20 protein-coding genes and 1 riboswitch are annotated in these 20,839 nt (G+C 72.9%); of the genes, 8 read left to right on the forward strand and 12 right to left on the reverse strand.

The genetic code is table 11. From position 1 onward, the window contains the following. Positions 1-12: 12 nt before the first annotated feature. From ACZ7P3_RS32010 to ACZ7P3_RS32020, 3 genes are read right to left on the reverse strand one after another with little or no spacing between them, the layout of a single operon-like run. Complete coding sequence (locus tag ACZ7P3_RS32010) at positions 13-1,326, reverse strand: bifunctional 3,4-dihydroxy-2-butanone-4-phosphate synthase/GTP cyclohydrolase II (RefSeq protein WP_472086980.1); 1,314 nt, start codon at positions 1,324-1,326, stop codon at positions 13-15. Then, positions 1,323-1,964: a nicotinamide mononucleotide transporter family protein gene (locus ACZ7P3_RS32015; protein WP_472086982.1), complete on the reverse strand. Its 642-nt coding sequence runs from the start codon at positions 1,962-1,964 to the stop codon at positions 1,323-1,325. Before ACZ7P3_RS32015 ends, ACZ7P3_RS32010 begins: the two co-directional genes overlap by 4 nt. Continuing rightward, the gene (locus ACZ7P3_RS32020) at positions 1,961-2,566 is read right to left on the reverse strand and encodes a riboflavin synthase (RefSeq protein WP_472086983.1); all 606 of its coding nucleotides are present in this window, start codon (positions 2,564-2,566) and stop codon (positions 1,961-1,963) included. The genes ACZ7P3_RS32015 and ACZ7P3_RS32020 overlap by 4 nt, the downstream gene beginning before the upstream one ends. Positions 2,567-2,724: 158 nt before the next feature. Next, a riboswitch (FMN riboswitch) is annotated at positions 2,725-2,855 on the reverse strand. A gap of 258 nt (positions 2,856-3,113) precedes the next feature. Here ACZ7P3_RS32020 and ACZ7P3_RS32025 point away from each other — a divergent pair. Together ACZ7P3_RS32025 and ACZ7P3_RS32030 are read left to right on the forward strand one after the other, a co-directional pair. Then, on the forward strand, positions 3,114-4,004 hold the full coding sequence (locus ACZ7P3_RS32025) for an RNA polymerase sigma-70 factor (protein ID WP_472086985.1): 891 nt from the start codon (positions 3,114-3,116) through the stop codon (positions 4,002-4,004). Between the two features lie 101 nt (positions 4,005-4,105). After that, on the forward strand, positions 4,106-4,858 hold the full coding sequence (locus ACZ7P3_RS32030) for an SDR family oxidoreductase (RefSeq protein ID WP_472086987.1): 753 nt from the start codon (positions 4,106-4,108) through the stop codon (positions 4,856-4,858). A gap of 384 nt (positions 4,859-5,242) precedes the next feature. On the opposite strand, the gene ACZ7P3_RS32035 is transcribed toward ACZ7P3_RS32030, so the two are convergent. Next, positions 5,243-6,529 (reverse strand): ROK family transcriptional regulator, encoded by a 1,287-nt coding sequence (locus ACZ7P3_RS32035; RefSeq protein WP_472086988.1) that lies wholly within the window; start codon positions 6,527-6,529, stop codon positions 5,243-5,245. Positions 6,530-6,649: 120 nt separating this feature from the next. Here ACZ7P3_RS32035 and ACZ7P3_RS32040 point away from each other — a divergent pair, with 120 nt between their 5' ends. Continuing rightward, a complete protein-coding gene (locus ACZ7P3_RS32040; RefSeq protein ID WP_472086990.1) occupies positions 6,650-7,864 on the forward strand; it encodes an MFS transporter in 1,215 nt (404 codons plus the stop codon). Here ACZ7P3_RS32040 and ACZ7P3_RS32045 read toward each other — a convergent pair. Both ACZ7P3_RS32045 and ACZ7P3_RS32050 read right to left on the reverse strand, forming a co-directional pair. Then, a complete protein-coding gene (locus ACZ7P3_RS32045; protein ID WP_472086992.1) occupies positions 7,824-8,282 on the reverse strand; it encodes an acyl-CoA thioesterase in 459 nt (152 codons plus the stop codon). The two genes, ACZ7P3_RS32040 and ACZ7P3_RS32045, sit on opposite strands and share 41 nt — an antisense overlap. A gap of 100 nt (positions 8,283-8,382) precedes the next feature. After that, on the reverse strand, positions 8,383-9,639 hold the full coding sequence (locus tag ACZ7P3_RS32050) for an alginate lyase family protein (protein WP_472086993.1): 1,257 nt from the start codon (positions 9,637-9,639) through the stop codon (positions 8,383-8,385). Between the two features lie 132 nt (positions 9,640-9,771). On the opposite strand from ACZ7P3_RS32050, the gene ACZ7P3_RS32055 reads away from it, so the two are divergent. Further along, positions 9,772-11,163, forward strand: a complete 1,392-nt coding sequence (locus ACZ7P3_RS32055; protein WP_472086995.1) for a uracil-xanthine permease family protein — start codon at positions 9,772-9,774, stop codon at positions 11,161-11,163. Here the strand turns inward: ACZ7P3_RS32055 and ACZ7P3_RS32060 are convergent. Beyond that, a complete protein-coding gene (locus ACZ7P3_RS32060) occupies positions 11,145-12,275 on the reverse strand; it encodes a glycoside hydrolase family 6 protein (RefSeq protein ID WP_472087221.1) in 1,131 nt (376 codons plus the stop codon). The genes ACZ7P3_RS32055 and ACZ7P3_RS32060 overlap by 19 nt on opposite strands. Before the next feature lie 474 nt (positions 12,276-12,749). Between ACZ7P3_RS32060 and ACZ7P3_RS32065 the strand changes: the two genes are divergently transcribed. Next, entirely contained in the window at positions 12,750-13,436 is a 687-nt protein-coding gene (locus ACZ7P3_RS32065) for a DUF5995 family protein (RefSeq protein ID WP_472086996.1), read from the forward strand. A 98-nt stretch (positions 13,437-13,534) separates the two neighbouring features. Then, complete coding sequence (locus ACZ7P3_RS32070; RefSeq protein WP_472086998.1) at positions 13,535-14,464, forward strand: LLM class F420-dependent oxidoreductase; 930 nt, start codon at positions 13,535-13,537, stop codon at positions 14,462-14,464. Between the two features lie 32 nt (positions 14,465-14,496). On the opposite strand, the gene ACZ7P3_RS32075 is transcribed toward ACZ7P3_RS32070, so the two are convergent. Then, the gene (locus tag ACZ7P3_RS32075) at positions 14,497-16,209 is read right to left on the reverse strand and encodes a flavin monoamine oxidase family protein (RefSeq protein WP_472087000.1); all 1,713 of its coding nucleotides are present in this window, start codon (positions 16,207-16,209) and stop codon (positions 14,497-14,499) included. A 94-nt stretch (positions 16,210-16,303) separates the two neighbouring features. Continuing rightward, the gene (locus ACZ7P3_RS32080; RefSeq protein ID WP_472087001.1) at positions 16,304-17,092 is read right to left on the reverse strand and encodes a carbon-nitrogen hydrolase family protein; all 789 of its coding nucleotides are present in this window, start codon (positions 17,090-17,092) and stop codon (positions 16,304-16,306) included. A gap of 328 nt (positions 17,093-17,420) precedes the next feature. Here ACZ7P3_RS32080 and ACZ7P3_RS32085 point away from each other — a divergent pair, with 328 nt between their 5' ends. Beyond that, the gene (locus tag ACZ7P3_RS32085) at positions 17,421-18,035 is read left to right on the forward strand and encodes a Repetin (RefSeq protein WP_472087223.1); all 615 of its coding nucleotides are present in this window, start codon (positions 17,421-17,423) and stop codon (positions 18,033-18,035) included. A gap of 19 nt (positions 18,036-18,054) precedes the next feature. Here ACZ7P3_RS32085 and ACZ7P3_RS32090 read toward each other — a convergent pair whose 3' ends face one another. Continuing rightward, entirely contained in the window at positions 18,055-19,086 is a 1,032-nt protein-coding gene (locus ACZ7P3_RS32090) for a zinc-dependent alcohol dehydrogenase family protein (protein ID WP_472087002.1), read from the reverse strand. A 5-nt stretch (positions 19,087-19,091) separates the two neighbouring features. Beyond that, on the reverse strand, positions 19,092-19,526 hold the full coding sequence (locus ACZ7P3_RS32095) for a hypothetical protein (RefSeq protein ID WP_472087004.1): 435 nt from the start codon (positions 19,524-19,526) through the stop codon (positions 19,092-19,094). Positions 19,527-19,646: 120 nt separating this feature from the next. Here ACZ7P3_RS32095 and ACZ7P3_RS32100 point away from each other — a divergent pair, with 120 nt between their 5' ends. Continuing rightward, on the forward strand, positions 19,647-20,516 hold the full coding sequence (locus tag ACZ7P3_RS32100) for a helix-turn-helix domain-containing protein (protein ID WP_472087005.1): 870 nt from the start codon (positions 19,647-19,649) through the stop codon (positions 20,514-20,516). Here ACZ7P3_RS32100 and ACZ7P3_RS32105 read toward each other — a convergent pair. Continuing rightward, positions 20,452-20,835 carry a DUF742 domain-containing protein gene (locus tag ACZ7P3_RS32105; protein ID WP_472087006.1) on the reverse strand — a complete coding sequence of 128 codons (384 nt, stop codon included), beginning with the start codon at positions 20,833-20,835 and terminating at the stop codon, positions 20,452-20,454. The two genes, ACZ7P3_RS32100 and ACZ7P3_RS32105, sit on opposite strands and share 65 nt — an antisense overlap. Positions 20,836-20,839: the final 4 nt, after the last annotated feature.

Consider the following 20,839-nt stretch of genomic DNA (forward strand, 5'->3'; position numbering starts at 1 on the left):
AAGTGCTTTCGCTTACTGGTTGCCGCAGGTGGACGCGGCCGTGGCCGCGGAGGCGGGCACGGCGGGCGTGTCCAGCCAGGGCAGGTCGTGCCCCATCCGGTCCCGCTTGGTGCGCAGGTACCGGAGGTTGTGCTCGCCGGCCTGGACCGGCATCGGCTCGCGGCCGCTGACCTTGAGGCCGTGGCGCAGCAGCGCGTCGGTCTTCTCGGGGTTGTTGGTCATCAGGCGGACGCTGCGGACGCCGAGGTCGGCGAGGATCTGCGCACCGGCGCCGTAGTCGCGCGCGTCGGCGGGCAGGCCCAGTTCGAGGTTGGCGTCCAGGGTGTCGCGGCCCTGCTCCTGCAGTTCGTAGGCGCGCAGCTTGGACAGCAGTCCGATGCCGCGTCCCTCGTGCCCCCGCAGGTAGACGACGATTCCGCGGCCCTCCTTCTGGATGCGCTCCAGGGCGGTGTCCAGCTGGGGGCCGCAGTCGCAGCGCAGGGAGGCGAAGACGTCGCCGGTGAGGCATTCGGAGTGGACGCGGACCAGGACGTCCTCGCCGTCGCCGATCTCGCCGTGGACGAGGGCGACGTGCTCGACGCCGTCGACGGTGGACCGGTAGCCGTAGGCCGTGAAGGTGCCGTGCGCGGTGGGCAGGCGGGTCTCGGCCTCGCGGCGGACGGTGGGCTCGCTGCTGCGGCGGTAGGCGATCAGGTCCTCGATGGAGATGATCGTCAGGCCGTGCTTGCGGGCGAACGGGATCAGCTCGGGCAGCCGCAGCATCCGGCCGTCCTCGCCGGCGATCTCCACGATGGCGCCTGCCGGACGCAGTCCCGCGAGCCGGGCGAGGTCGACGGCGGCCTCGGTGTGGCCGTTGCGCACCAGGACGCCACCGGGCCTGGCGCGCAGCGGGAAGATGTGGCCGGGGCGGACGAAGTCGCCGGCCCCCGCCGTGCCGCCGGCCAGCAGGCGGAGCGTGGTGGCCCGGTCGGAGGCCGAGATGCCGGTGCTCACGCCGTGCGCGGCGGAGGCGTCCACGGAGACGGTGAACGCGGTCTTCATGGACTCGGTGTTGTCCGCGACCATCTGCGGCAGCCGCAGCCGGTCCAGTTCGTCGCCCTCCATGGGGGCGCAGATCAGGCCCCGGCACTCGCTCATCATGAAGGCGACGATCTCGGGGGTCGCCTTCTCGGCGGCGATGACGAGGTCGCCCTCGTTCTCCCGGTCCTCGTCGTCGACGACCACGACCGGCCGGCCGGCCGCGATGTCGGCGATCGCCTGCTCGACGGGGTCGAGCCTGAACTCCTCGATGCGGTCGGTGCCGTGGAGCAGAGAGGTCGAGGTCATGCCGGCGCTCCTTCCAGGACGGGCTGCGGGCCCCGGCGGGAGCGCAGCCACCAGTCGCGCATGCCCCACAGGACGAGTGCGCCGTAGATGACGTAGACGAAACCGGAGAAGGCGTAGCCGTTGGCGAAGTTGAGGGGCACGCCGACGAGGTCGACGAGCAGCCAGGCGAACCAGAACTCCACCATGCCCTTGGCCTGGGCGTACATGGCGACGATGGTGCCGACGAATATGTACGCGTCCGGCCAGGGGTCCCAGGACAGGGACGGGTAGGCCTTGAAGAGCAGGGCCACCGCGACGGTGCCGACGGCGGCGGCGGCGAGCATCGTCCCGCGCTCGGTCCAGGTGGCGAACCGGGGGGCGATGTGCCCGTCCGCGGAGCGGCCCCTGGTGCGCTGCCACTGCCACCAGCCGTACAGCGCGACGGCCATGACGACGACCTGCTTGCCCGCGCTGCCGGCCAGATGGCCGTAGAAGGCGGCGAAGAGGACGAGGCCGGAGAGGAACTGGACCGGCCAGGTCAGCAGGGAGCGGCGCCAGCCGAGGGCGAGCGTGATGAGCCCGAGGATGTTGCCGACCATGTCGGACCAGATGATGTGCTGGCCGAACAGGGTGAAGGCCTGGGAGTCGAGCCAGTTCACCGGCCGGCCCCCTGACCGGCCGCGAGCAGCCGCTCCACGTACTTGGCGATGATGTCGACCTCGAGGTTGACCGGGTCGCCGGGCTGCTTGTGGCCGAGCGTGGTCAGGTCGAGGGTGGTGGGGATGAGGCTGACCGTGAAGTGGTCCTGGCCGGCCTCGACGACGGTGAGGCTGATGCCGTCGACGGTGATGGACCCCTTCTCCACGACGTACCGGGCGAGGTCCGCGGGCAGCGAGATCTTGACGATCTCCCAGTTCTCGGACGGCTTGCGCTCCAGCACCCGGCCGGTGCCGTCGACATGGCCCTGCACGATGTGCCCGCCGAGGCGCGCGCCCACGGCGGTGGGGCGCTCCAGGTTGACGCGGGAGCCGACGGTGAGCGCGCCCAGGCTGGAGCGGTTCAGCGTCTCGGCCATGACGTCGGCGGTGAACTCGGGGCCCTCGTGCTCCACGACGGTGAGACAGACCCCGTTCACGGCGATGGAGTCGCCGTGCTGCGCGCCCTCGGTCACGACGGGGCCGCGGAGCCGGAAACGGGAGGCGTCGCCGAGGTTCTCGACGGCGGTGACCTCACCCAGCTCTTCGACGATTCCGGTGAACACTTCCCGGGTCCTCCTGCCACATTGGGGCACGGACTCCGGGGCCTGTCGATGACGACAGAATGAACGGGTGAGCACACCGGGGGCGACGCCGAACAGGGACCCGTCCGCAGATGGACGAATCCCAGAGACGGCGGCGCGCACAGGAACATGCCCGCCCGCCGCGCACTGCCTCCCATCCGGACTTTAACCGTCGGTCCAGGAATTTCACCTGGTCAACCGGCCGCTGGAAGCGACCGGGTCGCGGACTGTAACCGCCGGTTCGGAATTTCACCGACCCCGGAGTGCGCTGCTTCTGGTACACGGCCAGTGTGCCACGCCGGACGACACTCCAGACAGGCGGACCGTGTGGGCTCCCTCACAGTACGTGTCGCTGGACTTGCGCGGCGCAGTCGCGTCGGTCAACTGCCGCGCACGGAGGACGGATTGGCCTTGGTCCGGACCCATTGACCGCACTGGTCTAGTCCTTTTAGGGTTCGGGCGGGCCCGGTGGCGGTGACGACGGCCCTTGCCCGCCGCCGGGCCGCCAGGCCTCTGACAGGGTGGACGCATGACCGCACCGCAGCTCGCCGACGAGTTCGAGTCCCACCGCCCCCGGCTGTTCGGCCTGGCCTACCGGCTGCTCGGCTCCGCGCAGGAGGCCGAGGACGCCGTGCAGGACGCGTATCTGCGGTTCAGCGGCGCCGACCGCGCGGCCATCGAGCACCCCGCGGCCTGGCTCGGCAAAACCGTGACCAACCTCTGTCTGAACCGGCTGACGTCGGCCCGGGCGCGGCGCGAACAGTACGTCGGGACCTGGCTGCCGGAGCCGGTGCTCACCTCCGACGGCGCGCTCGGGCCGCTGGAGTCCGCGCAGCGGCGGGAGCAGGTCTCGCTGGCGATGCTGGTCCTGCTGGAGCGGCTGACCCCCACCGAGCGGGCGGTCTACGTGCTGCGCGAGGCGTTCGGGTACGGCCACCGGGAGATCGCGGACGTCCTGGACCTGAGCGAGGCCAACTGCCGTCAGCTGTACCGGCGGGCGGCGCAGCGGGTGGCCGTGCCGGAGTCCCGGTTCGAGCCCGCTCCCGAGCATCAGCGGCAGCTGGTCACGTCGTTCATCGCGGCGGCCCGGGAGGGTGACCTCGCCGGCCTGGAGAAGCTGCTCACGGCGGACGTGACCTGGTGGAGCGACGGCGGCGGGAAGGTCTCCGCGGCCCGGCGGCCGATCGAGGGCCGGGAGAAGGTCCTGCGCTTCCTGGCGGGCGTCGCCCAGCGGTTCGCGGCGGGCCTGGAGTTCACGGTGCTGGAGGTCAACGGCGCGCGCGGGCTGGCCATGTGGGCGGGCGGCACGCTGACCGGGGTCGTCGAGTTCGAGCCGTCGGACGGGCGGATCGCGCACGCGCGCGCCGTGATGAACCCGGACAAGCTGCAGTACGTGCGACGGCAGCTCACGCGGGCGTAGCCGGACCCGCCGGGGCTTGTCACGTTTCACGGGGGCTGCGCGGTCCCGGTCGGCGAAGGGCGCTCCGACCGGGGCCCCGGTGTCCGGAGGGACGGAACAGCATGACCAGGATCCTGGTGACCGGCGGGACCGGCACGCTCGGCAGGCTCGTCACCGAGCGGCTGCGCGCCGACCGGCACGAGGTGCGGGTGCTCAGCCGGCACACGCAGCCGTACGCCGTCGACCTGCGCGCGGGCGGGGCCGGGCTCGACGCGGCCCTCGCGGGCGTGGCGACGGTGGTGCACTGTGCGAGCAGTCCGCGGGGCGGGGACGAGCAGGCGGGGGAGCACCTGATCGCGGCGGCGCGGCGGGCCGGGGTGGGCCACCTGGTGTACATCTCCATCGTCGGCGTCGACCGGGTGCCGTTCGGCTACTACCGGTCCAAGCTCGCGGTGGAACGGCTGATCGAACAGTCGGGGCTCGGCTGGACCGTGCTGCGCACGACCCAGTTCCACGATCTGCTGGCGACGCTCTTCCAGAGCCTGTCCAAGCCGCCGGTCATGCCGGTCCCGGCCGCAGTCGCGGACCAGCCGGTGGAGGTTGCCGAAGTCGCGGGCCGCCTGGCCGAGCTGACGGCCGGGCCTGCGGCCGGACGGGTGCCGGACATGGGCGGCCCGGAGGTACGGTCACTCGACTCGCTGGCCCGCGCCTACCTCCGGGCGACCGGGCGCCGCCGGGCCGTCGTCAACGTACCGCTGCTCGGGAAGACCTACCGCGCCTTCCGCGCGGGCGGCCATCTGACACCGGACCGGGCGACGGGCCGCGCCACCTTCGAGGACTACCTGGAACGGCGGTTCGGGGACCCACGGCCATGAGGACTTCGGAACGGCCGGCGCCGCAGTGGTGTGCCTTCTGAGGGCGGGCCGGCGATCGGGGGGACCTGGACGACGGTTCCGGAGCCCGTAGCCAAGAGGGCCACCGAGCGGCCGGCGTCCGAGCGGTGCACCCGCTGAGGCCGCTCCAAGAACCTTCGGGGAGCCCCGGAAGGGCAGCACCTCGGAGGCCAGCGCCCATGAGGACTTCGGAACGGCCGGCGCCGGAGCGGTGTGCTTGCTGAGGGCGGGCCGGCAATCGGGGGGACCTGGACGACGGTTCCGGAGCCCGTAGCCAAGAGGGCGCGGAACGGCCGGCGCCGCAGTGGTGTGCCCGCTGAGGGCGGGCCGGCAGAACGCCCCGTCGCCGCCGGTCGGTCGGGGCGGTCAGCCGTGCTTGCGTGCCGGTGGTCCGGTCGGACGGGCGGGTCCCTGGCTGTGCTGTGCCGGTGCGAACAGGTCGTCCTGGGCCCGGTCCCGGGCCGTCAGCAGGGCTCCGCGCAGCACCGCGGCGCCGCCGAGGCTGCCGGCCCGCACCTCGGTGGCCAGCGGTGACATGCGCCGGAGCCGGTCCGCCACGCGTGTGGCCAGCTCCGCTCCCCCGGCCTGCCCGATCTCCCCGCCCAGGACGACGCACCCCGGGTCGAGGATGGAGACGACGGAGGCGGCCCCGATGGCGATCCGGTGTGCCAGTGCGTCGAGGAAGCGGTCGGCAGCGTGCGCGTCGCCCCCGCCGGACAGCCGGGCCACCGCCCCGCCCACCACCACCGCGACGCCCGGCCCGTCCGCGGTCAGCGCCGTCGGCAGGCCGAACTCGCGGGCCAGTGCGCCGATCGCCGCCGCCCCGGTCAGCGAGTGGAAGCCGCCGTCGCAGTCGGTCGCCGAGGGCAGGGACGCCGTTCCCGGGACCGGCAGGAAGCCGATCTCGCCCGTACCGCCGGAGGCGCCGCGGCGCAGGGCGCCGTCCAGGACGACCGCGGCGCCGACGCCGTGGCCCAGCCAGAGCAGGACGAAGGTGTCGCGGTCGCGGGCCGCGCCCTCGCGCTGCTCGGCCACCGCGGCCAGGTTGGTCTCGTTCTCCACGGTGACCCGGGCCTCGGGCAGCCGTTCCTGCAGGGCGGTGACCAGGCGGCGGTGCCAGGCGGGCAGGCGGCCGGATTCGCGGAGGTCGCCGGTGGCCGGGTCGATGAGGCCCGGCGCCCCGATGCCGACGGTGTGCAGCCTGCCCCAGGCCCGGACGCCCTCGCGCGCAGGCGCCCCCGTAGCGCCGGCCTCCTTCACGGCCCGCTCCACCGCCGCCACCGCCTGCTCCACGGCGGGCCCGGTCCCGGTGTCCCCGCCGATCGGCACGGACGCCTCGGCGAGCACCCGGCCGACGAGGTCCGAGACCAGCACGAGGACCCCCTCGGTGCGTACGTCGAGCGCGGCCAGGTGGGCGCGGTCGGCGACGATGCCGTACAGCCGGGCGTTCGGGCCCCGGCGCTGCTCGCCGGATTCTCCGACCACGGTGATCAGGCCGGAGACGGTGAGCCGTTCGACGAGGTCCGCGACGGTCGGCCGGGACAGTCCGGTCAGCTGTTTCAACTGCCCTGCCGTCAGCGGGCCCTCCTGTTGCAGCAGCCGCAGGGCGAGCCGGTCATTGATGGCCCGGGCGGTGCTCGGTGATGCGGGCATGACGGGAATCCTCCCAGACGCGGGCGGCCGTAATACTCCCTATCTATCAGGCAGGGTCCCTGATAGTTTACGGCGGTACTGCCGAGGCTCAGAGGGGAACTCATGGGGAGGGACCGGAACATGAGTGACGTGAGCTGCACGCGCGACGACGTCGGGCGCGCCCGGTATGCCGTGGCGGCCGTGTTCGCCGTGCACGGCGCCGTGACGGGCTCCTTCGCGACCCGTGTGCCGTGGATCCAGGAACATGCCTCCCTCGGTGCGGGGCAGCTCGGGTTCGCGCTGGCGTTCACGGCCTTCGGCGCCTCGTGCGCGATGCCGCTGGCGGGCCGGATCAGCCACCGCTTCGGCAGCCGTAAGGCCCTGCGCGGACTCATCGCGCTGTGGACGCTGTCCCTGGTCCTGCCGTCCCTGGCGCCGAACCTCGGCACGCTGTGCCTGGCGATGTTCGCCTACGGCGCGGCCGCCGGCATGGCCGACGTCGCGATGAACGCGCTGGGTGTCGAGGTCGAGGAGCGGCTCGGCAAGTCGATCATGTCGGGCCTGCACGGCATGTGGAGCGCGGGCGCGCTCATCGGCTCGGCCGGGGGCACGCTCGCCGCCCACCTCGGCGCGGACGCGCGCCTGCACTTCGCGCTCGCCGCCGCCGTTCTCACCCTGCTCGGCCTGCCGGCCTGCGGCTGGGTGCTGGACGTGCAGCCGGCCGAGGACGAGGAGCCACCGCCGCGGTTCGCGCTGCCGCCCCGCTCGGCGCTGCTGATCGGCGCGGTCGGCTTCTGCGCGGTGTTCGCGGAGGGGGCGAGCCTGGACTGGTCCGCGGTGTTCCTGCGGGACCGGCTGGACGGCTCGGCCGGTCTGGCGGCGGCGTCGACGACCGGGTTCATGCTGACCATGGCGGTGGCCCGGATCGCGGGCGACGCGGTCGTGAACCGCCACGGCGCGGTCCGCACCGTGCGCGCCGGGGGTGCACTGGCCGCACTGGGCGGCCTGCTGGTGGTCGTCGCGGGGCAGCCGGCGGTGGCGATGATCGGGTTCGCGCTGATGGGCCTCGGGATCGCCGTGGTCGTCCCGCTGTGCTTCGCGGCGGCCGGACACGCCGGGCCCAACCCCAGTCAGGCCATAGCGGGCGTGGCGACGATCACCTATACCTCGGGGCTGATCGCGCCGAGCCTGATCGGCGGGGTGGCCCAGGCGACCAGTCTGACGGTCTCGTTCTGCGTGGTGACCGCGCTGGCGGCCGGGCTTGTCCTGTGCGCGGGTGTGCTGCGCACGGCCGACCGCGGCGGCCGGGCCGAGGTCAGCCGGCCGGTCGCAGCAGTTCCCGGCCCACGGCCCTGAAGGCGTCGCTCCACGGCGCGGGGCGCATGGTCGTCGCGTCCAGCCGGACCAGGACCCGGGTGCCCTGCGCGTAGGTCTGCGTCCCGTCGGCCGAGCAGAAGCGGAAGCCGTAGGTCAGGCCGGTGGTGCCGAGCCGCTCCAGCCAGAGGTGGACGGCGTAGGTCCCCGGGCTGGTCACCGGCGCCTCGTAGCCGATGCGCAGCTCACGGACGGCGTTGCAGGCGTCGCCGGCGGCTTCCCAGTCACCGTCGAAGCGGACGCCGTGCTCGTTCCACAGCTCCGTCCAGGCGCGCTCCACCACCAGCGGGTAGCGGGCGTTGTGGAGCAGCCCGAGCGCGTCCAGGTCGTCGAAGTGGACGGTGACGGGGATCAGCCGGCCATGGACGACGGCGGGGGCGATCGGGGCTTCGGCGGTCACGGGAGGGGCTCCTGAACGACGGGGTACGGAGTGGTGGGGACACTCCATACTAAGCGACCGCTCAGGAGCCCTGGCCGGGAAGCCCCCTGGTCGGGCCGGGTCAGCCCGCGATCGAGTCCAGCTGCTCGGCGGCGGGCCGCAGCGCCCACAGGTCACCGCCGGGAGGCTCCTGGAGCCCCGGCACGGCCGCCCCGGCCGCCCGGTCACCGGCGTCCGCCGCCGCGTGGACGACATCGCTCGCCGCGTACCGGTGGAACTCCAGCTCGGGATGCGGCCAGGCGGCGGCACCGGTCGCGGCCGGCAGCAGATAGTCCACGGCCTCGAACAGGCTCTGCCCGTCCGGCCCCCGGTAGGACCAGAGGTTCACGCCCACGTGCCTGCCGATGGCGGCGAGCCGGGTGTAGGCGACGAGGTCGAAGGTCGAGTAGTGCCAGCTGCGGGTGCGGGCGAGTTCCTGGGGCTGGCTGCCGTCGGCGGCGATCTGCGGGGCGATCCGCTTGGCGCGCGCGTCGAGCACCGTCCGCCGGGCCAGCGCCGTGTCGCCGGTGGCGTAGGCGAGGGCGGCGAGCTGCATGTCGTAGAAGGTGCCGTGGTTGTTGGCGGCCGCGCCCTCCTGTTCGCCGAAGTCGCTGTTCTTCAGCCAGCCGAGGAAGTCGCTGTTCCACTTGCCCATCGCCGACCGGTCGTTCGCGGACCAGCCGGGGGCGCCGTCCGCGAGGACGGCCTGGGCGTCGAGCACGCTCGTGTACGACTGCGAGAAGTCGATGATGCCGATGGCCCGGCCGTCGTACTTGCACGGGATGAACTGGGCGTGGTCCAGGTCGGGGTTCATCCGGGTGGCCGGGTCGAGGAACCAGGTGCGCAGGATCTGCCCGGCCTTCTCGGCGTAGCTCCGCCTGCCGGTGTAGTACCAGGCGAGCGAGAGGTCGTATGTCGAGTCGAAGACCTTCTCCACGTCCTGCCGGTCCGTGCCGCTGTCGACCTCCGGATTGCGCTGCCCGTCGCGCTGGACGTAGGGGCACCCCCAGGGATTGCCGGCGGTGGGGGTCGTGGTGGGCCACCAGTAGGGGGCCTGGCTGAGGTAGTCGTGGACGTCGCCGCCGGGGGCCGGCTTCGGCTTGTCCACGACCGTCCAGGGGCCCTGGTCGAGCCAGGTGTCCGCGCGGGAGGTCAACTCCTTGAGCGCGCCCCGGAGTCGGGGGTCGTGGTCCAGACGGGCCCGGGTCTGCTGGAGGCGGGCGCCGTCGAGGACGGCCGTCCGCGGCGCCTTGGGTGCCGCGTCGGCGGAGGGGACGAGCACGGCCGAGAAGGTCACCACCGCGGCCAGCAGCACGGCCGCGCGGGAACGTCCACTCATCGGGCACTCCGATCGTCGGAATTCAGATATGTGAATCTCGTTCACGAAGACGACCGTGTGAGCGTAGAGCGGCCAGGTACCCGTGACAATGGTCCGGACCGTCTTCACGTACAGAGAAAGAGAAACCCCACCATGGACCTCGGCGTGCGCTGGAAACTGCACGGTGACGGGCGTACGCCCGCTCCCGGAGCGGTGGTACGCCCCGACGAACGGCTCTCCTGGCCGCGCACGGTGGGCCTCGGCGCCCAGCACGTGGTCGCCATGTTCGGAGCATCCTTCGTCGCCCCGGTGCTGATGGGCCTGAACCCCAACCTGGCGATCATGATGTCCGGTGTCGCGACCGTGATCTTCCTGCTCGCGACCCGCGGCCGGGTGCCCAGCTACCTGGGCTGCTCACTGTCCTTCGTCGGCGTGGCCGCCGTCATCCGTGCCCAGGGCGGCACCAGCGCCACCGTGACCGGCGCGGTCTTCGTCGTCGGCGTCGTGCTGTTCCTGGTGGGCCTCGCCGTCCAGCGCTTCGGCGCCCGGATCATCCATGCGGCCATGCCGCCGATCGTCACCGGCGCGGTGGTCATGCTGATCGGCTTCAACCTGGCCCCCGTGACCGCCTCGACCTATTGGCCGCAGGACCAGTGGACGGCCCTGCTGGTGATGCTCTTCACCGGTCTGGCGGTCGTCTGTCTGCGTGGTTTCTGGTCCCGCATCGCGATCTTCCTGGGCCTGGTCTTCGGGTACGGCATCTCCTGGGCCTTCGACCTGATCTTCGGGAAGATCCACTCCATGGGCCCGGGCGGCAAGGTCACCGACCACTGGCGCCTCGACCTCTCCGGCGTCTCCAAGGCCGACTGGATCGGGCTGCCCACCTTCCACGGACCGTCCTTCCAGTGGTCGGCGATCCTGGTCGCGCTGCCGGTCGTCATCGCCCTGGTCGCGGAGAACGCGGGCCACGTCAAGGCGGTCGGCGAGATGACCGGGGACCCGCTGGACGACAAGCTCGGTACGGCGATCTCGGCGGACGGCGTCGCCTCGATGCTGTCGACCGCGGTGGGCGGACCGCCCAACACCACCTACTCCGAGAACATCGGCGTGATGGCCGCGACCCGCGTCTACTCCACCGCCGCCTACTGGGCCGCGGCCGGCTTCGCGCTGCTCTTCGGCGTCTGCCCCAAGTTCGGCGCGGTGGTGGCCGCGATCCCGGGCGGTGTCCTCGGCGGCATCACCGTCATCCTCTACGGCATGATCGGCCTGCTCGGCGCGCAGATCTGGCTCCACGCCAAGGTGGACCTCCGCAACCCGCTGAACCTGGTCCCGGCCGCGGCGGGCATCATCATCGGCGTCGGCAACGTCTCCATGAAGTTCACCGACACCTTCTCGCTGAGCGGCATCGCCCTCGGCACGCTGGTCGTCATCACCGGCTACCACGCGCTGCGCGCCTTCGCGCCCGCGCATCTCAAGACGCAGGAGCCGCTGCTGGACGAGGGCACCTCCGCCTATGACGAGGGCGATCAGCGCGCCAAGTCGTAGGCGTAGGAGGGCGTGAACGTGCCTGCCGCGCCCTTGCAGCCGTCCGACTCCCCCGGCAGCTTCACCCACAGGTAGGCGTCGATTCGGGCCTCGCCGGTGCTCAGGGTCGGCGCCCTGCCGATCCGCCGGCCGGCCGGGTCGCACCACCGGCCGTCGGGCGGGGCGCCGTTGCCGTTGCGGCTGGTGTCGATCACCGCGCCGAGGGACTCCGGCCCGCCCAGGGCGTCGAGCACACGCCGGTCGTAGGCGATCTCGTCGGCGGTGGTGCGGAAGTTGGAGACATTGCTGAAGATGCCGTCGGAGGACGCGGCTCCTGCCGCCCGGAGCAGGGCGGCCTGCTTCTCGGGCGGGTTCCAGCCGGAGTGGCCCGCGTCGTAGTAGACCCGCGCGCGGGGGTCCGCCGCCTTCAGGACGCGGCCCGCGCGGGCCAGCGAGGCGAAGCGGGCGGCGCGGGCGGCCTCCGGCAGGCAGTCGGACTGGGCGACCGAGTCCGGCTCCAGGACCACGATCACCTCACCGGAGCCCAGCCCCCGGGCGAAGGCGTCGATCCAGGCGTCGTAGGCCGCGAGATCCGGCGCCCCGCCCTGGGAGGCGCCACCGCAGTCGCGGCCGGGAATCGCGTACGGCACCAGCACCGGGACCCGGCTCTCCGCCGCCGCGCCCGCGGTGACCGTGCGCACCCGGGCCGCGATGGTGTCCGGGCTGTGGTCGGTGAACCACACCGCGGCCGGCCGGTCGGCGATCCGGGACGCGATGAGGGCGGTGCGCGGATCGTCGGGGTGGGCGCGGACCCAGTCCAGCACCTGGGATTCGGGGTGGCGGTACAGCAGGGGTGTCACGGTGGTGGTCCGCCGCTTCCGCTCGGTGGGAGGGGCCGGGGTGGCGGTGGGCAGCCGGTTCCCCGGGGTGGCCGTAGGAGTCCGGGGGGTCCTCGACGGGGACGGCGGCGGGGACGGCGACAGCGAGGACGAGGAGCGGGCCGGCAGCGGCGCGAGAGTCGGCCGACGGGTCACCTCGGGACGGGCCTGGTCGGCCCCCCGGCCGTGGTCCAGCCCGGAGATCATCCCCGCCACGGCGCCGACCACGGTGACGACCGAGGCGGCCGCGACCATCGCCGCGCGCCGCAGCGCCCGCCTGCGCGCGACCCGACGCGCGGCAAGACGCCGGACACGTAAGCCTGACACGGTGTTGCTCCCCCCTATCTCCTGCCGCGGTGCCGCTCGCACCATCGCGGAGCGGACCGCGCGGGGTCGCCCCCACACCTCCCGGCACGTCCCACGCGGGGTCGCCCCCACGCCTCCCGGCACATCCCACGCAGGGGCGCTCTCACACTTCCCGGCACATCCCGCGCGGGGTCGCCCCCACACGTCCCGGCACGTCCCACGCAAGGTCTCGCCCCACACGTCCCTCGCGATGTCGTCCGCACCGCGTCCCGCGCAGAGGTTCTCCCACCACCCCGCGCAGAGTCGTCCGCACCGCGTCCCACCCAGAGGTTCTCCCACCACCCCAACCCGGCGTTCCCCCGTTCCGGCGAAGCGCCGGGCCGGTCGGCACGCCGGTCAGCCTAGGGCTGGGACCCTTCCCCCATGGCGCAGTTGGAACACTTCACCCCGCCCGTCGATGCCGTCCTCGCGCGGATGCGCGCCCTCGACGCGGAGCTGCCCGAGCGGGACGGGGTCGCCGTGTTCAACCGCGTCTACCTCGCCGTCACCGAGGAGGTCGACCGGCGTCTGGACGCCGGGGAGTTCCGGGACCCGGGGGCGGCGAGCGCGCTGGACGTGCGGTTCGCCCAGCGGTATCTGGCGGCCGTCGACGCGGTGGCCCGGGGCCGTCGTCCGCCCGCCTGCTGGCGGCCCCTGTTCCAGTTCCGCCGCCACCCCGGCGTACGGCCGTTGCAGTTCGCGCTGGCGGGCATCAACGCGCACATCGGGCACGATCTGGCGCTCGCCGTGGTGGACACCTGCCGTACGCTCGGCTGCGAACCGGCCGACCTGGAGGACGAGTTCGACCGCGTGGGCGACCTCCTCGTCTCGCTGGAGGAGCGCATCCGCGAAGATCTGATGCCGGGTCCCGACCTGCTCCAGATCGCCGACCCGATCACCCATCTGCTGGGCTCCTGGAGCCTGGAACGGGCACGGGAGGCGACCTGGGCGGCGGCCAGGGCCCTGTGGGCACTGCGCCGCTGCGAGGACGTCGCCGAGGAGTTCACCGAACGCCTGGACGCGGGGGTGGGCTTCGCGGGCCGCATGCTGCTCACGCCACTGGCCGACTGAATCGCACCGATCCGGCCAACTCCGTCCTGCCTCGCCGGAACTGCGCCGTGGCCGCTGTACGTTGAAGCCGCAACCGATCGCGAAGGAGCACTCGGCACATGGCGACCAGGCTCGGACTCAGTCTTCCGCAGAATCGGCAGTACTACCTCGGCAAGGACGTGCCGGATGTGGCACGCACCGCCGAACAGATCGGGTACGACAGCCTCTGGGTGTACGAGCGGGCGCTGTTCCCGGAGCCCCCCACCCAGGGTCTGTACGACGTCGAGGGCCTGCCCTGGCCCGACTCCTACCGGAGCGTGGCGGACCCCCTGGTCACGCTCGCCCTGGCGGCCGCGGCCACGGAGCGGGCCCGGCTGGGCTCCAGCGTGCTGGTCGCGCCCCTGCACCAGCCCTTCCAGCTGGCCAAGTCCCTGGCCACGCTGGACGCGGCGAGCGGCGGCCGGGTGATCGCCGGCTTCGGCACCGGCTGGTCGCTGGACGAGTACGCGGCCGCGGGCATCCGACCGATCGCGGAGCGCGGCAAGGTGCTCGACGAGATCATCGACGTGTGCCGCGCGGTGTGGGGTCCCGACCCGGTGCGCTACGAGGGCCGTATCACCCGGATCGGGTCCGCCGTGGTGGGGCCGAAGCCCGCCCGGCCGATCCCCATCATGCTGGCGGCGGCCAACAAGAGGGCGCTGACCCGGCTCGTCGACCACGCCGACGGGTGGCTGCCGGTGGGCATGGGTGTGGAGCAGGTCGCCGGGCAGTGGCAGCAGTTGCAGGACCTGGCGGCCGAGCGCGGTCGCAAGGAGCCGATCCAGACGGTCCTGCGGGTGAACGCGGAGTACTCGGCGAAGGCGTTCGACGGGCAGGGCCGCCGGCCCTTCCAGGGCAACGCCGACCAGATCGCCGAGGACCTGGCCGGCTATGCGGCCATCGGCCTGGAGGAGATCCTGGTCGACCTGCAGAGCACTCCGCGCGACGCCGAGGAGCTGAAGGCCGTCGCCGCCGAGGTGTTTGAAAAGGCGCGGGCGGCCGGAGTCTGAGTCCGCCCGCCCGCGCCCTGATCCGGGCCCGGTCAGTCCTCGGGCAGTTCCACGGGGGCGATCTCGTCGTAGACGTCGCCCGGTCCAGGGTTGGACCGGTCGGTCTCGCCGCCGAAGTGGTGCATGACTCCCCAGACCGCGTTCAGCGCGGTCTGGATCGCGCCCTCGGCCCAGCCGGCGGTCCAGGAGATGTCGTCGCCGGCGAGGAAGATGCCCCGCTTGTCCTCGGGCAGCCGGTCCTGCATGAAGTGCGTGAACAGGCGCCGCTGGTAACGGTAGTGGCCGGGCAGGTTGGCCTTGAACGCGCCCATGAAGTAGGGCTCGTTCTCCCAGGAGACGGTCACCGGGTTGCCGATGATGTGCTTCCTGATGTCGACGTTGGGGTAGATCTCGCCGAGGGACTTCAGCATGACCTCCATCCGCTCGTTCGCGGACAGCGGCAGCCACTTCAGGCTGTCGTCGCACCAGGTGTAGGACAGGCAGATCACGGCGGGCTTGTCCGGGCCGTCGTCCAGCAGGTAGGTGCCGCGGGTCATGCGGTCGGTGAGCGTCATCGACATGACGTCCCGGCCCGTCGAGTTTCCCTTGTCGTCGACGGCCTTGTCCAGCCAGAACGGCCGGTCGACCGGCACGAAGAGCTTCGAGGACTCCATGTAGTGGGTCCGCTCGATGGCCGTCCAGTGGTCGATCGGGAAGAGCGAGTCGTCGCAGGCGATCTTGGACAGCAGCATCCAGGACTGGGCGGTGAATATCGCGGCCTGGTAGGTGCGGATGTCGCCGTTCGCGTCCGTCACGGTGATCTGGTTGCCCGCGGTGCGGTGCAGCCGGGTCACGGCCGGGCGCGGCTCGCCGTCCGCGTGCAGGGACTTCAGCGAGGTGCCGTACGGCCAGTGGACGATCTTCTCCGGCTCGCGCTCCCACAGGCGCAGCGGCAGCTGCTGGGAGCCGCCGACGATGCCGCGGTGGTGGTCGTCGGCCTCGGTGTAGACGACCCGGAGGATCTCCAGGATGGAGTTCGGGAAGTCGGTGTCCCAGCCGCCGGTGCCGAAGCCGACCTGGCCGAAGATCTCGCGGTGCCGGAAGGACTTGAAGGCCTCGGAGTCGCAGAGGAAGCCGTAGAAGGTCTGGTTGTCGAGCTTCTCGACCAGCTTCGCCCAGATCTCGCGGATGCGCGGCACGTCCCGCTCGCGCATGGCGCGGTTCATGTCGGAGAAGTCGGCGCCCTCGTCGAGGCACTTGTTCCACGCCTCGGCGACGTCCCGGTACACCTGGGGCAGGTCGTCGACCGTCTCGGCGTAGTGCGACTCGCCCTTGAGGTCCACGACGGTGGACGGGGTGGCCTCGGCCAGCGGGTTCGGGAAGGGATGAGTCTGGAGCCCGACCATGTCGATGTAGTGCTGCAGCGCCGTGGAGGACGGCGGGAAGCGCATCGCGCCCATCTCGGCGGTGAGGGACGGGTCGCAGCCGTCGAAGCCCACGGTCCGCAGCCGGCCGCCGATCTGGTCGGCCTCGTAGACGACGGGCTTGAGGCCCATCTTCATCAGCTCGTAGGCGGCCACGATGCCGGACAGACCGCCGCCGATGACGGCGACCTCGGTGCCGTGCTCGGTCGCGGGGATCTGGCCGAGGCCCGCCGGGTGGGCGAGGAAGTCGTCGTAGGCGTAGGGGAAGTCCGGGCCGAACATGGTGATCGGCGGCTGCTGCTCGTCGGCGTGCTCGACGGCGTTGGGCACCGTGGACGTCATGGGGTACGGACTCCTTGCGCGGGGGTGACGACGGGGAGGGCTCGGGGGAGGCGGCGAGGGCTCGGGGCGGGGGACGGCGAGGGCTCGCCAGAGGTCAGGACAGGGACCCGTACAGGCCGGGGCGGCGGTCCTTCAGGTACGGGTTCGCCTCGCGGGAGGCGGCCAGGAAGGCGGGGTCGGCGTCGGCGAACACCAGCTCCTCGCCGCGGCCGGCGCGGCCGCGGGCGATGCCGTCGGGACCGGCGAGGACGGACAGTCCGACGAACTCGAACTCGCCCTCGGGACCGACCCGGTTGACGTACGCGACGTACATCTGGTTCTCCCAGGCCCGCACCGGCACGAGGGACTCGGCGATGAACTGGAAGGGGTGCATCTGCGCGGTCGGCACGATCAGCAGGTCGGTGCCGGCCAGGGCGTGGGCCCGTACGTTCTCCGGGAACTCGACGTCGTAGCAGATCATCAGGCCGACGGTCAGGCCGTTCAGCTCGGCCTGGACGACCGGCTGCTCGCCGGGCGTGAAGTGGTCGCGCTCGAAGCAGCCGAAGAGGTGGGTCTTGCGGTAGTTCGCGAGCCGGGTGCCGTCGGCGGAGATCAGCTGGGCGGAGTTGTAGACGGTCTCGCCGTCGCGCTCCGGGTAGCCGTAGGCGATGGCCAGGCCGTGCCGGGCGGCGATCTCGGCGACCGCGTCGGCCCAGTCCCCGTCGGCGGGCTCGGCGAGGCGGCCGATGGCGTCGCCGATCGCGTACCCGGTCAGGAACATCTCGGGCGCGGCCAGCAGCGCGGCGCCCGCGGCGGCGGCCCGGCCCGCGGCCTCGTCGAGGACCTTGAGGTTCTCGACGACGGAACCGGGGCGGCCGGAGCTCTGGAGCAGGGCGGTGCGCATGCGGGGTCCTCACCGGAAAAGGAGATTTTGGGGGGCCAGATAGAAGGTACGGTCGGCGCGCTCGGCCGGACAAGAAGGAGCCGTTGCGCGCCGGTGCGCGGTTCGTTGCGTGGGTGGGGGGTCGGGCGGCGATTCGTTGCGCGCCCCCGGGAGGCGGTCCCGTCCACCCTGGGACGCAGGTCGCTCCGGGGCTTCCCCGCCGGACGGGGGAGGCCGGATGCCACCCGCGGGCCGATGTGCGCGCGGACCGGCGCCGGGAGAGTGGTGAGCGTTCAGTTCACGCACTTGACCTGCGGAAAGGACCGTCATGGAGCGTCGAAGGGCCGTCATGGAGCGTCGTACGAAGATCGCCGCCGTCGCCTTGGCCACCGCCCTGCTGATCACCGCCGGGACGGCGGGCGCGGCGATGGCCTCGGGGTACGGGGCCTCGGGGTCCGAGGCGCCTGCGGCCTCGCGGTCGGGGGCGCCTGCGGCCTCGGCGTCCGGGGCGCACCGTCCCGGGCGGGAGGCCGCCTCGCTCACCGGCACGGCCAAGCTGTACCGGTCGGCCGGCGACGACATCACCTTCTCCTTCGACGCGCATCTGGCGGCGAAGGACACCGGCGATCCACAGAAGGCCACCGGTACCTTCGAGTGGAGCCACTACCTGCACGGCGACGGCGCCTGGGGCAGGGCGACGGTGGACTGCCTGGTCACCGGCGGGAAGGTGGCCGTCGTCTCCGGTGTGATCACGGCCTCGGACCTGCCGGGGGCCAAGGGCAGGCGGGTCGGCATCACGGTCCACGACCTCGGCCGGCACGACCGGCTGGGCTACAGCTGGGCCGCGGTCGGCAGCCCCGTGGACACCGAGGACCTGCCGCCCTGCGTGTCGTCGGCCCCCTTCGAGAAGGTGAAGCAGGGCACGGGCGACTTCAGGGTCGTCCCGTGGCGCCCGGCACTCTGAGCGCCGGGCGTCCACCCGCTCAGCCGACCTCGATGACCACCTTTCCGAGCGGGCTCGCCTCCTCGTAGTACCGGTAGGCCTCGGCGGCCTGCTCGAACGGGAACACCCGGTCGATCACCGGTCGCAGCCGGTGCGCGGAGATGACGTCGTTCATGGCCGTGAACTGGGCGCGGCTGCCCACGGCCACCGCCCGGACGGTGGCGGCGGCGCCGAACAGCAGCCGGGGGTCGATCGGGGACCAGGTGCCGGAGACGGACCCGACGAGGGCGATGTGCCCGTCGACGGCGACCGAGCGCAGCGATTGGTCCAGCGTCCCGGCGGTGTCGACGACGCGCTCGACGCCCCGCCCCCCGGTGAGGTCGCGGGCGGCACGGTGCCAGTCCGGGGCCTCGCGGCGGTCGACGACCTCGTCGGCGCCCAGCTCACGCAGGCGCCGTCCCTTGCCGGGGCTGCCGGTCGTCACGATCACGCGCGCGCCGAGGACCGAGGCGAGCTGCAGCGTGAACAGCGACACCCCGCCGGAGCCGGTGGCCAGCACGGTCTGGCCGCTCCGCACGCCGCGGCCGTCGCCGGTCAGCGCGTTCCATGCCGTGACGGCGGCGCAGGGCAGCGTCGCCGCCTCGGCGTAGGAGAGATGGCCGGGGACGGACACGAGGGCGTCCTCGGGGAGGATCGCCAGCTCGGTCAGCATGCCGTCGAGCGTGCCGCCGAGCTGCGGCAGCCGGTCCGGTTCCAGCGGTCCGTCCAGCCAGTGCGGGAAGACGGTGGAGACGACACGGTCGCCCGGACGCACCCGGTGGACGCCCGGCCCCACGGCGACGACCTCGCCGGCCCCGTCCGAGACCGGTACGACGTCCGGCGCGACGGGCAGCACGTACCGCCCGTGCAGCACCTGCAGCTCGCGGAAGCTGAGCGAGACGGCGCGGACCGCGACGGCGACCTCGCCCGGTCCGGGGGCGCGCGGTGCACGGGAGCGCAGCGAGAGCCCGTCGAGACCGCCGCCGGCGGCGAGGTGGTAGCTGCGCACCGTGGTGGGAAGTACGGTCGTCATCGCGGTCACCCCTCGATGAACTGGTGGTCGCGGGTGATGCGGCCGTCGGGGCCGAGCACCAGGATCTCCAGGCCCGCCGCGGCGATCCCGCCGCCGTCCGCGGCCGTCATCTCCCAGGTGAATCTGACGACGTCGTGGAGCCGGTCGGCGCCGCCGCGCATGCGGAAGACGAAGGTGCCGGGCGCGACGAACTCCTCGTGGGCGCGTGTGACCCGGAACTCCAGCGCGTCGTGTCCGCGCGCCTCCAGGACGAGACGGTCGAAGCCCAGCCCCGCGGCGGCCTGCCGCATCTCCTCGGGCGCCTGCAGTACATGGACCGCGTCGTCGGACCACAGCTCACGGATCGCGGTGCGGCGCCGCTCGGCGTCGGGTTCGTTCCAGACGGCGACGTACTTCTCGGCGAGGCGGCTGGTGCCGGTGTCGGTGTCGGTGTCGGACATGGTCGTTCCCCTCGGTAGCGCAGGACCGGTGTACGGGGACGACCCTGCTGCGTCCCGCGGGACGGCGGCAATTCCCGGCAGGGTATCGCCCGTTCGCGCCCGGGGGGCTACACAGGAGTCATGATCGGTGAAACGACCAGAGCGCCCCTCGCCGGCGCGTTGCGCCAGTGGCGCACCCGGCGGCGCGTCAGCCAGCTGGAGCTGGCCACGCGCGCGGGTACCACACAGCGGCACGTCAGCTTCATCGAGAGCGGCCGGTCCGTACCCGGCCGATCGATGATCATCCGGCTCGCGGAGTCGCTGGAGGTGCCGGTCCGCGAGCGCAACGAGCTGCTGCTCGCGGCCGGGTTCGCACCGGCGTACCCGCAGACCCGCCTCGACGACCCGCGGCTCGCACCGGTCCGCACCGCGCTCGAACGGATCCTGGACGGCCATCTGCCCTACCCGGCGGTGGTGATCGACCGGCACGGCGACCTGGTCTCGGCCAACGCCGCGTTCCACGCCCTCACCGCGGGCGTGGCCCCGCACCTGCTCGTCGCGCCGGTGAGCGTCCCGCGGGTGCTGCTGCATCCGCAGGGCCTGGCCCCCCGCATCGTCAACCTGGAGGAGTGGGCGTGGCACATCATCGACCGGGTCCGGGCCGAGAGCGTGCGCAACCCGGACGACCGGCTGCGGCGGCTGGCGGACGAGCTCGCGGAGCTGGCCCCGGCACGGCCGCGCGAGTCGCCGGACCACCTGGGGTTCGCCGTACCGCTGCGGCTGCGGGCGCCCACTCCGGGTGACGACCGCGAGCTGACGCTGATCACCACGCTCACGCACTTCGGCACCGCCGTCGACGTCACGCTCGCCGAGCTGCGGCTGGAGGCGTTCCTGCCGGCCGACGAGGCGACCGCCGCCCTGCTGGCCGAGCTCGCCGGCGCCGCGGTTACAGCTCCCTCAGCCGCTCCACGATCTCCCGCAGCAGCCCCGGATCGGCGGCCGGACCGCTGACCGGCAGATGGCGGGGCGGGTCGATGCGGATCAGCCCCGCCTCGGCCAGGTCGCCGAGCAGGACCCGGACGACGGTCAGGGGCAGGTCGGCGTCCGCCGCCAGCTCGGCCACGGGGCGCGCGCCGCGGCGGATCAGGTCGAGCAGCGAGGCGCGGGCGTGGTCGAGATCCGGGTGCCCCGCGCCGTCCGGCTCCAGCGCGGTGACCCTGGACATCAGGTCGACGGCATGCCGTTCCGAGGGCCGGGTACGGCCGCGGGTCACGGTGTAGGGACGGACCATCGACCCGGTCTCGTCCTCGTACCAGTGCTCGTCGCTCACCGCG

Source organism: Streptomyces sp. NPDC107581 (genome assembly GCF_055657175.1).

Bases quoted from the DNA above. Each gene is read 5' to 3' on its own strand.
- ACZ7P3_RS32070 (WP_472086998.1), top strand. From the start codon at position 13,535: ATGGCGACCAGGCTCGGACTCAGTCTTCCGCAGAATCGGCAGTACTAC.
- ACZ7P3_RS32040 (WP_472086990.1), top strand. From the start codon at position 6,650: ATGAGTGACGTGAGCTGCACGCGCGACGACGTCGGGCGCGCCCGGTAT.
- ACZ7P3_RS32060 (WP_472087221.1), bottom strand. From the start codon at position 12,275: ATGGTCGCGGCCGCCTCGGTCGTCACCGTGGTCGGCGCCGTGGCGGGG.
- ACZ7P3_RS32090 (WP_472087002.1), bottom strand. From the start codon at position 19,086: ATGACGACCGTACTTCCCACCACGGTGCGCAGCTACCACCTCGCCGCC.
- ACZ7P3_RS32100 (WP_472087005.1), top strand. From the start codon at position 19,647: ATGATCGGTGAAACGACCAGAGCGCCCCTCGCCGGCGCGTTGCGCCAG.
- ACZ7P3_RS32080 (WP_472087001.1), bottom strand. From the start codon at position 17,092: ATGCGCACCGCCCTGCTCCAGAGCTCCGGCCGCCCCGGTTCCGTCGTC.
- ACZ7P3_RS32095 (WP_472087004.1), bottom strand. From the start codon at position 19,526: ATGTCCGACACCGACACCGACACCGGCACCAGCCGCCTCGCCGAGAAG.
- ACZ7P3_RS32075 (WP_472087000.1), bottom strand. From the start codon at position 16,209: ATGACGTCCACGGTGCCCAACGCCGTCGAGCACGCCGACGAGCAGCAG.
- ACZ7P3_RS32025 (WP_472086985.1), top strand. From the start codon at position 3,114: ATGACCGCACCGCAGCTCGCCGACGAGTTCGAGTCCCACCGCCCCCGG.
- ACZ7P3_RS32085 (WP_472087223.1), top strand. From the start codon at position 17,421: ATGGAGCGTCGTACGAAGATCGCCGCCGTCGCCTTGGCCACCGCCCTG.
- ACZ7P3_RS32055 (WP_472086995.1), top strand. From the start codon at position 9,772: ATGGACCTCGGCGTGCGCTGGAAACTGCACGGTGACGGGCGTACGCCC.
- ACZ7P3_RS32050 (WP_472086993.1), bottom strand. From the start codon at position 9,639: ATGAGTGGACGTTCCCGCGCGGCCGTGCTGCTGGCCGCGGTGGTGACC.
- ACZ7P3_RS32010 (WP_472086980.1), bottom strand. From the start codon at position 1,326: ATGACCTCGACCTCTCTGCTCCACGGCACCGACCGCATCGAGGAGTTC.
- ACZ7P3_RS32030 (WP_472086987.1), top strand. From the start codon at position 4,106: ATGACCAGGATCCTGGTGACCGGCGGGACCGGCACGCTCGGCAGGCTC.
- ACZ7P3_RS32065 (WP_472086996.1), top strand. From the start codon at position 12,750: ATGGCGCAGTTGGAACACTTCACCCCGCCCGTCGATGCCGTCCTCGCG.
- ACZ7P3_RS32035 (WP_472086988.1), bottom strand. From the start codon at position 6,529: ATGCCCGCATCACCGAGCACCGCCCGGGCCATCAATGACCGGCTCGCC.